Genomic DNA, 12,800 nt, shown 5'->3' with positions numbered 1-12,800 from the left:
CCTGGGCGTTAGAAGGCATCGCGGCCAGACGCCGGCACGGCAATGCGGCAGCGGCGGAGCGCGCCGCCACGGGCGTCGGTGGCGGTCGCCGCATCCGGAACACCGGCTGTGAGGGAAAGGGGCGCCGCGGGATCACGGAGGATCGACGGCGCCGTCCATGCCGGGCGGGATTTGCTCTCCGGCACGGCCTTCTGTCGCGGATAGGCTCCGCTCAGAAGCACAATATGCGCGCCAAATCCATCGGCTTGGATCGTGTCAGAGCTTGGATGATGCCAGAGATGCCCATCCAAGCCGGATCTGCTCTACCGGCTCATCTGACTGTCAATTGGTGACGCGCCGGAAAATCAGCGATGCGTTGGTGCCGCCGAAGCCGAAGGAGTTCGACAAGGCGACATCGACCGTCATCGTCTTCGCCTTGTGCGGAACGAGATCGATCGGCGTCTCGACGGAAGGATTGTCGAGATTGAGCGTCGGCGGGACCACACCGTCGCGGATCGCCAGCACCGAGAAAATGGCCTCGATCGCCCCGGCCGCGCCGAGGAGATGACCGACCGCCGATTTCGTCGATGACATCGTCAGTCGGCCGGCCGCATTGCCGGCCAGGCGCTCCACCGCCCTGAGTTCGATTTCGTCGCCGAGCGGCGTCGAGGTGCCATGGGCATTGACATAGTCGACATCGGCCAGCGTCATGCCGGCGCGCTTCAGTGCCATTTGCATGCAGCGGTAGGCGCCGTCACCGTCCTCGGACGGCGAGGTGATGTGATAGGCATCCCCCGACAGCCCGTAGCCGATGACCTCCGCGTAGATCTTGGCGCCGCGCGCCCTGGCATGCTCGAGCTCCTCCAGCACAACCACGCCCGCGCCCTCGCCCATGACAAAGCCGTCGCGGTCCTTGTCATAGGGACGCGACGCCCGCGTGGGCTCGTCGTTGAAGCTGGTCGAGAGCGCGCGACAGGCCGCAAAGCCGGCGAGCGACAGGCGATTGAGCGGCGATTCCGTACCGCCGGCAACCATCACCTCGGCATCGCCGAGCGCGATGAGGCGGGCAGCGTCGCCAATCGCATGTGCGCCCGTGGAGCAGGCGGTCACCACCGCATGGTTGGGCCCCTTGAGGCCATGCGCGATGGAAACATAGCCGGAGGCGAGATTGATCAGCCGACCGGGAATGAAGAACGGGGACAGGCGTCGCGGCCCCTTCTCGGCGAGCGTGAGGGAAGCCTCGTAGATCCCCCCGATGCCGCCGATGCCCGAGCCGATCAGTACGCCTGAAGCATACTGATCGTCCGCAGTTTCTGGATGCCAGTCCGCATCATCCAGCGCCTGCCTGGCAGCCGCCATGGCGAATACGATGAATGGATCCACCTTACGCTGATCGCGCGGATCCATCCATTGATCGGGATCGAAAGTCCCATCCGAACCGTCGCCGCGCTTGATGGAGCAAGCGATGCGACAAGCGATGTCGGACACGTCGAAGGCCTCGATGCGCGCCGCACCGCTCTCGCCTGCAACGATCCGCTTCCAGGTCGTCTCGACGCCACAGCCAAGCGGTGACACCAAGCCAAGACCCGTTAGGACGACACGTCTCATGTAATATTCACCGCGATGCCGCTGACGGACCCGCCAGCACGCGCGGATGGGCCGAAAAGCGCCGAACGGCCGAAGCCATCACGCCGAGGCATTCTTCTCGAGGAACTTGATGGCATCGCCAACAGTCACGATGGTCTCGGCCGCATCGTCCGGAATCTCGACGTTGAATTCTTCCTCGAAGGCCATCACGAGTTCGACGGTATCAAGGCTGTCAGCGCCGAGGTCGTCGATGAAATGGGCGCCTTCGACCACTTTCTCCGCGTCAACGCCCAGATGCTCGACGACAATCTTCTTCACGCGCTCGGCGATATCACTCATCGTTTCGTCCTCGTTCCACTCGCAAAAGGCCTGTGATCGTTAAGCCTGCGATTTCCAAGACCTGTTATTCAAGACATGCAGCAGGCAGACTTGCGCCAACTCGTGCAGCCCTCGGGTGAGTTCCATCAAAGTCGGTCCTGGCCTGGACGACCTCGTATCCGGCCGATTTCCAACCGAATGGCAAAGGTGCCCTGCCCCCACCGAACCCCGAACTTCTCAAAGGCTTGTTAACACACTCGCTTTCGGATGGCGAGAGCTTGGAACAGCCACGCTGGCGGCTACGCACAACTCCCGCAACACATTCAAATCATTGCCATTCCACCGTTGACGTGGAGGGTTTGTCCGGTCACGTAGCCTGCCTCGCGTGACGCCAGATAGACCGCAGCGGCTGCACAGTCGTCTCCGCTGCCGAGACGGCCTGCGGGAACATTGGCAAGAATTGATTCTCTCTGCTTCTCGTTCAGCGCATCGGTCATCGGCGACGTGATGAATCCGGGGGCAATGCAATTGACGGTGATGCCGCGGCTCGCGACCTCCGCCGCCAGCGCCTTCGACATGCCGATGAGGCCTGCCTTCGACGCGGCATAGTTGCCCTGGCCGGCATTCCCGGTGACGCCGACGATGGAGGTGATGTTGACGATGCGCCCGAACCGCCGGCGCATCATGCCCCTGACGGCCGCACGCGAGAGACGGAAGGCCGCGGTCAGGTTCACGGCCAGCACCGTGTCCCATTCCTCGTCCTTCATGCGCATGAAGAGATTGTCGCGGGTGATGCCGGCGTTGTTGATGAGCACGTCGAGCCCGCCGAGCTTCTCTTCCGCCGCCGGAATCAGCGCCTCAACCGCGTCCTTGTCGCCGAGATTGACCGGCAGCACATGCGTGCGCGCGCCGAGCTCGCCCGCCAAGGCCTCAAGGGCGTCGAGGCGCGTGCCGGACAGAACCACCTCGCCACCCTGCGCGTGCAAGGCCCTGGCCATCGCCCCGCCGATACCGCCGGTCGCGCCGGTGACAACAATCTTCATGCCGCTGAGATCGAACATCAGACCTGTTCCTTCCGCTTCTGCCGCGAAGCCGGCCTTGTCCCATCAGCCGGCGCGGGCGGCCGTGATGGCCGCCGTGATTGCCGCCGTGATTGCCGCGATGTCGGCCGGCGTGCCGATGGCGGTCGCGGTTGCCCCGGAAGCGATCCGCTTCGCGAGGCCTGTCAGGACCTTACCGGCACCGAGCTCATAAAACGAATCAACGCCCTGGGCCGCCATCCAGGCCACGCTTTCACGCCAGCGGACCGTGCCCGTGACCTGTTCGACGAGGCTCCCGCGGATGACCGCGGGATCGGAGACCGCCGACGCCAGCACATTGGCGACAAGCGGCACTTGTGGTGCCAGCAGGGTCACGGAGGCCAGCGCCTCGCGCATCGCATCGGCTGCCGGCTGCATGAGGGCGCAATGGAAGGGCGCGGACACGGGCAGGATGATGGCGCGCTTGGCGCCGCGGGCCTGGGCGAGCAAAACCGCGCGCTCGACGGCCGCCTTGTGTCCGGAGACAACCACCTGGCCGGGGCCGTTGTCATTGGCGGCGGCACAAACCTCGCCTTCGGCGGCCTCGGCGGCGATCGCCGCCGCTTCCGGGTAATCGAGCCCGAGGAGCGCCGCCATGGCCCCGACGCCGACCGGCACGGCCTTCTGCATGGCGTCGCCGCGAATGCGCAGGAGACGCGCCGTGTCAGCAATCGACAGACTGCCAGCGGCCGCCAGGGCCGTATATTCCCCCAGCGAATGCCCGGCCACGAAAGCGGCGTCCCTGGCGAGATCAAAGCCCGCCTCGGCTTCCAGCACCCGGAGCACCGCCATGCTGACGGCCATCAGGGCAGGCTGGGCATTGGCCGTGAGCGTGAGTTCTTCCGCCGGTCCTTCGAAGACGAGCTCCGACAGGTTCTGCGACAGCGCGTCATCGACTTCCGCGAAGATGGCGCGGGCAGGCGCGAAGGCTTCGGCGAGCGCTTTGCCCATGCCAACAGCCTGGCTCCCCTGACCCGGGAAGGTAAGTGCGAGCGACATCCTGGCTCCGTGGGCTCATGTCCGTAACAGGCGGGCCCTCTCGCATCGCCTCATCGGCCTGTCAAGCGGCACGTTCCCGGCACGGCCGATTTAACAGAAAAATGCAGGGGGCTGCTCGTTTCCTTCCGACCGCGCAGCGGGACCGGTCCGCCATGCGCCCGACCGCCCCTGTTCTACCTTGAATTTCAGGACCCAACAGCCCGGCTTCGACCGCAAAACTTGATTTCCGCAAGCTGCCATGGTCCGCCTTGCAAGGCCAGAGAATCCCATGTCCCTGCGAGGGAGGCCACTTTGACCGTCAAGACGAGAATCAACGAGGTCTTCAATCAGGCGCCACCCTTCGTCGGGGTCAATCTGGTCGCGCTGGATCAGCCCCTGCTCGATGCCCTGGGGCAGAATGGCGCCGATGCCATCAGCGGAGGCTTCCTGTCCTACGGCGAGGCCTGGGGCACGGCAGAGCGCTTCGACATGGCGCGTCTCGCCAATATCCATCCTCCCGTCCTCCATACCCATGATTCATCGGGACGGCGCTCCGACACGGTCGAATTCCACCCGGCCTATCACTGGCTGATGGAGGCAAGCGTCGAGAATGGCCTGCAGGCCTCGACCTGGGACACGCTCAGCGCCGCACCGCGCGACAACGGCCTCGGCGAGCCCGCGCAGCGCATGCCTCAGGTGGAGCGCGCCGCCCGCCTCTTCGTGGCCGCGCAGGTCGAAAGCGGACATGTCTGCCCGATGACGATGACCCATGCCTCCGTCGCAACCCTGCAGGCCGCGCCCGATCGCCTGCGGGACTGGCTGCCCCTTATCCGGTCGCGGGCCTATGACCCGCGTTTCCTGCCGTTCTGGGAAAAGCGCGGCGTCACGCTCGGTATGGGAATGACCGAGAAGCAGGGCGGCACGGATGTGCGCGCCAACACGACCGTCGCGGTGCCGACGAGTGGCGACGAATATCAGCTGACCGGCCATAAATGGTTCTTCTCGGCGCCGATGAGCGACGGCTTCCTCGTGCTCGCCAAGGTCGGCAAGGAACCGACGGCCTTTCTCGTGCCGCGTTTCCGGCCCGACGGCAATGTCAATGCGCTCCATTTCCAGCGGCTCAAGGACAAGCTCGGCAACCGCTCGAATGCCTCGGCGGAAGTCGAGTTCAAGGATGCCTTCGCCTGGCGCATCGGCGAGGAGGACAAGGGGATCGCCACGATCCTCAAGATGGTGCAGTTCACCCGCCTCGATTGTGCGGTCGCCTCGGCCGGGCTCCTGCGCATGGGGACGGCGCTTGCCATCCATCACGCCCAGCACCGCTCGGTCTTTCAGCGCAAACTGGCGGATCAGCCGGCGATGCGTGCGGTGCTCGCCGATCTCGCCCTCGAGCAGGAGGCTGCCACGGCGGTCGCGCTGCGGCTCGCCGCGAGCTTCGACCGGGCCGAGAAGAGCCCGCACGAGGCGGCACGGGCGCGCGTGCTCACCCCTGTCGTGAAATTCGCCCTGTGCAAGGCCGCGCCAGGTTTTCTCTTCGAGGCCATGGAATGTCTGGGCGGTAACGGCTATATCGAGGACAGTCCGATGCCGCGCCTCTATCGCGAGGCGCCCGTCAATGCGATCTGGGAGGGTGCCGGCAACGTTATGGCGCTGGATCTCATGCGCGCCGCGGGCAAGGAAGCCGAGGTCGTCGCCGCCACACTCGTCACCCTGGGCGAGGAGACGCGTGGATTGCCTGGCGCCGCCGAAGCTGCCCGGGACGTCGAGGAGGCGCTCAAGGATCCGCAGGCGGAAGCGCGGGCGCGTTTTGCGGTGACGCGGCTCGCGGCGCTTGCAGCCACGGCGGCTCTTGTCGGATCGGCTCCCGCGGAGATCGCGGAGGCCTATGCCCGCACCCGGCTCGCCAGGGCGCCATGGCCCTTGGGGGCGAATGATCTCGGGACTGTCACCGACCGCCTGATCGGCCGGGCATTGCCCCTGATCTAAGTTTTAACCGCGAGACCTCAAGGGCCTCGCACCTGTGTCAGTTCGCGATTCAGTCTGGACAACATCGTGCCGAAACACCGTAAGACGACTGAAGTCCGCAAGCCACAGGCAGCGCCCGGCAGCGCCGACAGCAATCTTCCCAGCAAGGAAGCCGTCATGGCCTTTCTGGCCGAAGCCAAAGGCAAGGTCGGCAAGCGCGAGATTGCGCGGGCCTTCGGCATCGGCGGCGGACAGCGGATCTGGCTGAAGCGCATGCTGCGGGAGCTCGAGGACGAGGGCCATGTCAGCCGGCGCGGCAAGCGCCTGGCGCGCGCCGAGGTGCTGCCGCCGGTGGTGCTCGCCGACATCATCGGCCGTGACCGGGATGGCGAACTCCTTGCCGAACCCGTCGAATGGAACGCGGAAGACCATGGCGAGGCGCCGCAGATCCTGCTGCAGATGCCGCGGCGTCCGCGTCCCGGCCAGAAGCCTCCCGGCGTCGGCGATCGCGCCGTCGTCCGCGTCGAGGAGAGCGGCGAGGACGAGGGGCCCCCGTATCTCGGCCGCGTCATCAAGGTCATCGAGAAAGCCAAGTCGCAGGTTCTCGGCATCTTCAGATCCATGGCCGGTGGCGGTGGGCGTCTCGTTGCCGTCGACAAGCGCAGCCTCGGCCGTGAGCTCTCTATTGCCCCCGAGGATACGGCGGAGGCGGAGGATGGCGACCTCGTCGCGGTTTCCGTGGCGCGGCATGGGCGCTTCGGCGCGCCCTCGGCCAAGGTGCGCGAGCGGCTGGGCTCGATCCGCTCCGAACGCGCGATCAGCCTCATCGCCATCCATACCCACGGCATTCCGGACACGTTTTCCCCCGGCGCTCTCAGGGAAGCCGAACTCGCCCAACCGGTGAGCCTGCGCGGCCGTGAGGACTGGCGCGACCTGCCGCTTGTCACCATCGACCCGGTGGATGCGAAGGACCACGACGACGCCGTCCATGCCGCGCCGGACGATGATCCCGACAATCCCGGCGGCTTCGTGCTGACGGTCGCCATCGCCGATGTCGCCCATTACGTGACGCCCGGATCGGCGCTCGATAAGGATGCCCTGCAGCGCGGCAATTCGGTCTATTTTCCCGACCGGGTGGTGCCGATGCTGCCGGAGCGGATCTCGAACGATCTGTGCTCCCTCAAGCCGCATGAAGACCGGCCAGCCCTTGCCGTCCGCATCATCATTGATGCGCAAGGCCGCAAGAAACGCCATACCTTCCACCGCATCCTGATGCGCTCGGCCGCCAAGCTTGCCTATCAGCAGGCGCAGGCGGCGATCGACGGCCATGCCGAGCCCGACGATCCGGCCGCCGTCCTGCTGGAGCCGGTGCTGAGGCCGCTCTGGGCCGCCTATGGCACGCTCGCCAAAGCGCGCGAACAGCGCGGCCCGCTGGCGCTTGAACTGCCGGAGCGCAAGCTCGTCCTCAAGCAAGATGGCACGATCGATCGGATCGTGACGCCGCCTCGCCTCGACGCGCACCGGCTGATCGAGGAATTCATGATCCTCGCCAATGTCTGCGCCGCGGAGGCGCTCGAGGCGACCCACTCGCCGCTGATCTACCGGGTGCACGACGAGCCGTCGCTGGAGAAAATGCGGGCGCTCGGCGAGGTTCTCGGCTCCATCGGCCTCAAATTGCCGAAGGCCGGCGCGCTGCAACCCGCGCTCTTCAACCGCATTCTCGCCGCGGTGGAGGAGACCGAACATAACGCTTTCGTCAACGAGGTGGTCCTGCGCACCCAGGCCCAGGCCGAATACTCCGCGGAGAATTACGGCCATTTCGGACTGAACCTGCGCCGCTACGCGCATTTCACCTCGCCGATCCGCCGCTACGCCGACCTCGTCGTCCACCGCGCGCTGATCAAGGCGGGCCGCCTCGGGCCCGATGGCCTGCCGGCGAGCACCACGCCGGAGCAACTCGCCGAGGTGTCCGCTTTGATCTCAGCGGCCGAGCGGCGGGCGATGGCGGCCGAGCGCGAGACCATCGAGCGGCTCATCGCCCATCACCTCGCCGACCGCATCGGCGCCACGTTCAGCGGCCAGATCTCCGGCGTGACCAAGGCGGGGCTCTTCGTGAAGCTCGATGAAACCGGCGCGGACGGCTTCATCCCTGCGGCGACCCTCGGCGCGGATTATTTTCGCTACGAGGAAGGGCGTCACGCGCTCGTCGGCAGCCGCACCGGCGAGACCCATCGTCTCGGCGACCGGGTGGAGGTGCGCCTCCTTGAGGCGGCGCCGGTCGCGGGGGCGTTGCGTTTCGAACTTTTGTCCGAGGGGCGACGCGGGGCCGCGTTGCGCGGCAAGCAGCGTGGGTTCAAAGAGAAACGCGGCAAGACGGGAACGAAGGCCCCGCGAGAGCGGTCGGCCGGGACCAAGACGTTGAATGCGGGCAAGGTGAAATCGACATGGCATCCGGCGGAGGATTGATGTTCGGCGACGAGAGCCTGCCCCGGCCGTGGTGGCCGGCCGCGCGGAACGGTCTGCGCTGCCGCTGCCCAGCCTGTGGCGAAGGGCGGCTGTTCACAGGCTTCCTGAAGGTGGTGCCGTCCTGCGCCCATTGCGGCGAGGATCTTCGGGCCCAGCGGTCGGACGATCTGCCCCCTTATATCGTCATCACCATTGTCGGGCATATCGTCGGCGGCGCCATTCTCCTGGCCGAGACCTACTCGGAATTGCCCTTGTGGATGCATGCGGTGGTCTGGCCGCTGTTGACGATCGCGCTCTGTTTCGCCTTGATGCAACCTGTCAAAGGGATGGTCGTGGCGCATCAATGGGCCTTGCGCATGCAAGGGTTCGGCGGGCATGGTTTTGGCGGGAATGGCTTTGACGGGCATGACCCTTCCGAAGCGCCTGCCGACAGGCCCCCTGGCGCAAGTGAGCATCGTCCGTGACCGAACCCCACACATTGGTGGCCGAGCCGCCCAAAGCCCAGGTGATGCGGCCGCGCGATGCGGCCACCCTCATCATTCTCGACAGCAATCGCCGCAAGCCTCGCTTCCTCATGGGCCGCCGCCACAGCCGGCAGGTCTTCATGGCGGACCTGTTCGTCTTTCCCGGCGGAGCCTTCGAGGCCGATGATCGCCGGATGAGCGCGGTCGGCACGCTCGACCGGATGATGGAGGCGCGCCTCCTCGAGCGCAGTCAACGCCGGGCGGCAGACCATCCTCGGGCGCTGGCGCTCACCGCCATTCGCGAAACCTTCGAGGAAACGGGCCTCCTCATCGGCTCAAAGGACTATGGCGCGCCGGACAACGCGCCACCTGCCTGGGGCGCATTTGCCAGCAACGGCGTGATTCCAGAGCTGGAGGGCTTGCATTTCGTGGCCCGTGCGATCACGCCGCCCGGCCGTTCGCGCCGCTTCGACACACGGTTTTTCGCCGTGCGCGACACCGCGATCGCGCAGGAAGTGCCGGGCTTCGTCGGTCCCGATGCTGAATTTGTCGAGGTGACCTGGGTGACCTTCGCGGAAGCCGAGAAGCTCGCCCTGCCGGAGATCACGCGGATCATCCTCAACGAACTCGCGCTGCGCCTGAAGGCCGGATTGCCGCATGCGGCACCCGTGCCCATGTTCTATCAGTCGAGAGGCAAGCGCCTCCGCGATGAACTCGTCGCCCTTCCAGCCTTTCCCTGAGGCTGGGGTCGGCGTCTGCCCCGTTCCGCCGCCGTCCTCACGAGAAGGTGCGTGCGGTATGGCCTGCCGCGAGGCCGAAAACCGCGGCATGGCCCGATCGCGCCCTTGCATCCGGCGATGGCCCGGTGTAGTCAGCGCGATCAAACTGATTTGTCAGACTTGCCATAGAAGGAGGCGCTCATGGCTCGCGTCACCGTCGAGGATTGCATCGACAAGGTCGAGAATCGCTTCGAGCTCGTCCTCCTCGCCAGCCACCGCGCGCGGCTGATTTCCGCCGGTGCACCGCTTACCGTCGATCGCGACAGGGACAAAAACCCGGTCGTGGCGCTGCGCGAGATCGCCGATTCCAAACTCACGCCGGAAGATCTGAAGGAAGATCTGATCCACTCCATGCAGAAATATGTGGAAGTGGACGAGCCCGAGGCCGATGCCGTGCCTCTGCTCGCTCCGTCCGCGGGGTCTGCCGGGAGCGATGATCCCGATATTGCTTTCGACCGGATGAGCGAGGAAGACCTGCTGCGGGGTCTCGAAGGCCTTGTCCCACCGGCCGGCAGCGACGACGACGAATAACATCTGCGTCGCTCGCGTTAACCCTGTTGCGAAAAGCCCGGCATTGTCCGGGCTTTTTTTATGCATCGGATGCCGCACGTCTCCCGTGTGACGCTTGTCCTCGGCTCGATTAGAGCCGATATTTCAATGAAATGGCTGGACGTGTTCAGCCAGCCCGGAATGTTCAGTCGATGATGCGGCAATATGAATTGGTCGAGCGCGTCAAGCGTTACGACCCGAATGCGGACGAGGCGCTGCTCGATCGCGCCTATGTTTATGCCATGCGCGCCCATGGCTCGCAGAAGCGCGCCTCCGGCGATCTGTTCTTCTCGCATCCGCTCGAAGTCGCCGCGATTCTCACGGATCTGAAACTGGACGACGCCACCATCGTCGCCGCTGTCCTCCACGACACTATCGAGGATACGGACGCCACGCGCGAGGAGATCGACCGTCTGTTCGGGGCGGAGATCGGGGCGCTCGTCGACGGGCTCACCAAGATCAAGAAGCTCGACTTCGTGTCCAAGAAGGCCACGCAGGGCGAGAATTTCCGCAAGCTCCTGCTGGCGATTGCCGCCGACGTGCGCGTGCTGCTCGTCAAGCTTGCCGATCGCCTGCACAACATGCGGACGCTGCATTTCATGCAGCCCGCCAAGCGCGTGCGCATCGCCGAGGAAACCTTGGAGATCTATGCGCCGCTCGCCGGCCGCATGGGTATCCAATGGATGCGCGACGAACTGGAAGACATCGCCTTCCGCACGCTCAAGCCCGAGGCGTTCGAAACGATCAACAAGCGTCTGGAGGAGGTGACCCGCAATAACGGACAGCTGATCGAGGCGATCGAGAACGACCTGACCGCGCGGCTCGCCGATCGCAATATTCCGGCTGTCGTCACCGGCCGCCGCAAGCGCCCCTATTCCATCTGGCGGAAAATGGAGCGCAAGTCCGTCGCCTTCGAGCAATTGTCCGATATCTTTGCCTTCCGCATCATCGTCAAGACTATCGACGACTGCTACCGCGCGCTCGGCGTCGTGCATACGACCTGGCCGATGGTGCCCGGGCGCTACAAAGACTATGTCTCGACGCCCAAGCAGAACGATTATCGGTCCATCCACACCACGGTGATCGGGCCCGGCCATCAGCGCGTCGAGCTGCAATTGCGCACCGAGGAAATGGACGCGATCGCGGAATACGGCATTGCCGCCCATTCCGCCTACAAGGAAGGCGCCACTGGCGCGACGCAGGGCGCCGGCGAAAGCCGCGCCTACCAGTGGCTGCGGCGCACCGTGGACCTTCTGGCGGAGGGCGACAACCCGGAGGAGTTTCTGGAGCACACCAAGCTCGAGCTGTTCCACGACCAGGTGTTCTGCTTCACCCCGAAGGGCCGCCTGATCGCCTTGCCGCGGCGGGCGACGCCGATCGATTTCGCCTATGCCGTGCATACCGACGTCGGCAATACGGCGGTCGGCTGCAAGATCAACGGGCGCATCGCGCCGCTTCTCTCGGAGCTGCAGAACGGCGATGAGGTCGAGATCATCCGCGCGCAGGAGCAGGTGCCCCCGGCAGCCTGGGAATCCCTCGTCACGACGGGCAAGGCGCGCGCCGCCATCCGGCGGGCGACACGCACCGCCGTGCGCCGCCAGTATGCCGGCCTCGGCCGCCAGATCATCGAGCGCGCCTTCGAGCGCGCCGGCAAGGCCTTCGGCGAGGACAAGCTGAAGGCCGCGCTTCCGCGCCTCGCCCGCATGTCCGTGGAGGATGTCCTTGCCTCCGTCGGTCGCGGCGAGATGTTCTCCGGCGACGTGGTGAAGGCCGTTTATCCCGAATACAAGGACGAGCGCCGGCCGACCGTGGACGGTGCCATCGGGCACGGCTGGTTCGGCCTGAAAAGCGATACATCCTTCAAATTCAAGGTCCCCGGCGGTCCCGAGACTGCCGGGGAAGGCCATGCCATTCCAATCCGGGGCATCGCGAGCGACCTGCCCGTGCGCTTCGCGCCGGACGGTGGCGCCGTGCCCGGCGATCGCATCGTCGGCATCCTGACCGCCGGGGAAGGCGTGACCATCTACCCCATCCAGTCGCCGGCGCTCGCCGATGTCGAGAACGAGCCGGATCGCTGGCTCGACGTCAGATGGGATATCGATGAGCACAATGCGCAGCGCTTCCCGGCGCGTATCAAGCTCAACTCGATCAACGAGCCGGGATCACTGGCGCAGATCGCGCAGGTGATCGCCGAGCACGACGGCAATATCGAGAACATCGCCATGAGCCGCCGAACGCCCGATTTCACCGATCTTGTCATTGACCTATCGGTGTGGGACCTCAAGCATCTCAATGCGATCATCAGCGAGCTCAGGGCCAAGCCCGTCGTCAGCAAGATCGAGCGGAGCGTCGGCTGATTTATCCCCCACAAAACCCGGGGAGACGGTGTATGCTCCGCGAGGCTGGCATATAGTGCCTCAGCTGCCGCGTTTGACGCCGACGAATTGCTCGCTGATATTTGTGAAACGGGGTTTTCTCGGTCCGCGCTCACCCCCCCGCTCCCACCCACAGGCCGAAACGTCCGAGAGCCCTGGGCTCCCGCTCAGGTTCTTTCGTGAGGCAAGGCTATTATTATGGGTCAGGTGACCACGCGGGCGAGGATCCGTTCAGAGTAGAGGTGTACGCTTTTATAGTTA

11 protein-coding genes are annotated in these 12,800 nt (G+C 65.4%); 6 read left to right on the top strand and 5 right to left on the bottom strand.

What is annotated here, in order from left to right; all coding sequences use genetic code 11:
• Positions 1-8 precede the first annotated feature (8 nt).
• The 5 genes from C7450_RS34285 to fabD all read right to left on the bottom strand — a co-directional run bounded on the left by C7450_RS34285 (position 9) and on the right by fabD (position 3,962).
• Positions 9-221, bottom strand: a complete 213-nt coding sequence (locus C7450_RS34285; protein ID WP_210206404.1) for a hypothetical protein — start codon at positions 219-221, stop codon at positions 9-11.
• Between the two features lie 100 nt (positions 222-321).
• Positions 322-1,587, bottom strand: a complete 1,266-nt coding sequence (gene fabF, locus C7450_RS08705; RefSeq protein WP_110374046.1) for a beta-ketoacyl-ACP synthase II — start codon at positions 1,585-1,587, stop codon at positions 322-324.
• 78 nt (positions 1,588-1,665) lie between these two features.
• Complete coding sequence (locus C7450_RS08700) at positions 1,666-1,905, bottom strand: acyl carrier protein (protein ID WP_110374045.1); 240 nt, start codon at positions 1,903-1,905, stop codon at positions 1,666-1,668.
• Positions 1,906-2,207: 302 nt separating this feature from the next.
• Positions 2,208-2,945 (bottom strand): 3-oxoacyl-[acyl-carrier-protein] reductase, encoded by a 738-nt coding sequence (gene fabG / locus C7450_RS08695; protein ID WP_110374044.1) that lies wholly within the window; start codon positions 2,943-2,945, stop codon positions 2,208-2,210.
• 45 nt (positions 2,946-2,990) lie between these two features.
• Positions 2,991-3,962: an ACP S-malonyltransferase gene (gene fabD, locus C7450_RS08690; protein ID WP_110374043.1), complete on the bottom strand. Its 972-nt coding sequence runs from the start codon at positions 3,960-3,962 to the stop codon at positions 2,991-2,993.
• A 291-nt stretch (positions 3,963-4,253) separates the two neighbouring features.
• Between fabD and C7450_RS08685 the strand changes: the two genes are divergently transcribed.
• The 6 genes from C7450_RS08685 to C7450_RS08660 all read left to right on the top strand — a co-directional run bounded on the left by C7450_RS08685 (position 4,254) and on the right by C7450_RS08660 (position 12,521).
• Positions 4,254-5,927, top strand: coding sequence for an acyl-CoA dehydrogenase family protein (locus tag C7450_RS08685; RefSeq protein WP_110374042.1), 1,674 nt, complete (start codon positions 4,254-4,256; stop codon positions 5,925-5,927).
• A 66-nt stretch (positions 5,928-5,993) separates the two neighbouring features.
• Positions 5,994-8,372 carry a ribonuclease R gene (rnr, locus tag C7450_RS08680; protein ID WP_281064266.1) on the top strand — a complete coding sequence of 793 codons (2,379 nt, stop codon included), beginning with the start codon at positions 5,994-5,996 and terminating at the stop codon, positions 8,370-8,372.
• Positions 8,351-8,836: a DUF983 domain-containing protein gene (locus tag C7450_RS08675; RefSeq protein ID WP_110374040.1), complete on the top strand. Its 486-nt coding sequence runs from the start codon at positions 8,351-8,353 to the stop codon at positions 8,834-8,836. The genes rnr and C7450_RS08675 overlap by 22 nt, the downstream gene beginning before the upstream one ends.
• On the top strand, positions 8,833-9,576 hold the full coding sequence (locus C7450_RS08670; protein WP_110374039.1) for an NUDIX hydrolase: 744 nt from the start codon (positions 8,833-8,835) through the stop codon (positions 9,574-9,576). The genes C7450_RS08675 and C7450_RS08670 overlap by 4 nt, the downstream gene beginning before the upstream one ends.
• Positions 9,577-9,756: 180 nt before the next feature.
• Entirely contained in the window at positions 9,757-10,146 is a 390-nt protein-coding gene (gene rpoZ / locus C7450_RS08665) for a DNA-directed RNA polymerase subunit omega (protein WP_110374038.1), read from the top strand.
• A gap of 170 nt (positions 10,147-10,316) precedes the next feature.
• The gene (locus C7450_RS08660) at positions 10,317-12,521 is read left to right on the top strand and encodes a RelA/SpoT family protein (RefSeq protein ID WP_110374037.1); all 2,205 of its coding nucleotides are present in this window, start codon (positions 10,317-10,319) and stop codon (positions 12,519-12,521) included.
• Positions 12,522-12,800: the final 279 nt, after the last annotated feature.

The organism is Chelatococcus asaccharovorans, assembly GCF_003201475.1.
GTDB lineage: Bacteria > Pseudomonadota > Alphaproteobacteria > Rhizobiales > Beijerinckiaceae > Chelatococcus > Chelatococcus asaccharovorans.
Note: the sequence above shows the minus strand (reverse complement) of the source record. Positions and strands in the feature narration are given on the sequence as shown.

Excerpts from the sequence above, each read along its gene's own strand:
- fabF (WP_110374046.1), bottom strand. The coding sequence starts at position 1,587 with ATGAGACGTGTCGTCCTAACGGGTCTTGGCTTGGTGTCACCGCTTGGC.
- C7450_RS08700 (WP_110374045.1), bottom strand. The coding sequence starts at position 1,905 with ATGAGTGATATCGCCGAGCGCGTGAAGAAGATTGTCGTCGAGCATCTG.
- fabG (WP_110374044.1), bottom strand. The coding sequence starts at position 2,945 with ATGTTCGATCTCAGCGGCATGAAGATTGTTGTCACCGGCGCGACCGGC.
- fabD (WP_110374043.1), bottom strand. The coding sequence starts at position 3,962 with ATGTCGCTCGCACTTACCTTCCCGGGTCAGGGGAGCCAGGCTGTTGGC.
- C7450_RS08675 (WP_110374040.1), top strand. The coding sequence starts at position 8,351 with ATGGCATCCGGCGGAGGATTGATGTTCGGCGACGAGAGCCTGCCCCGG.
- rpoZ (WP_110374038.1), top strand. The coding sequence starts at position 9,757 with ATGGCTCGCGTCACCGTCGAGGATTGCATCGACAAGGTCGAGAATCGC.
- C7450_RS08660 (WP_110374037.1), top strand. The coding sequence starts at position 10,317 with ATGATGCGGCAATATGAATTGGTCGAGCGCGTCAAGCGTTACGACCCG.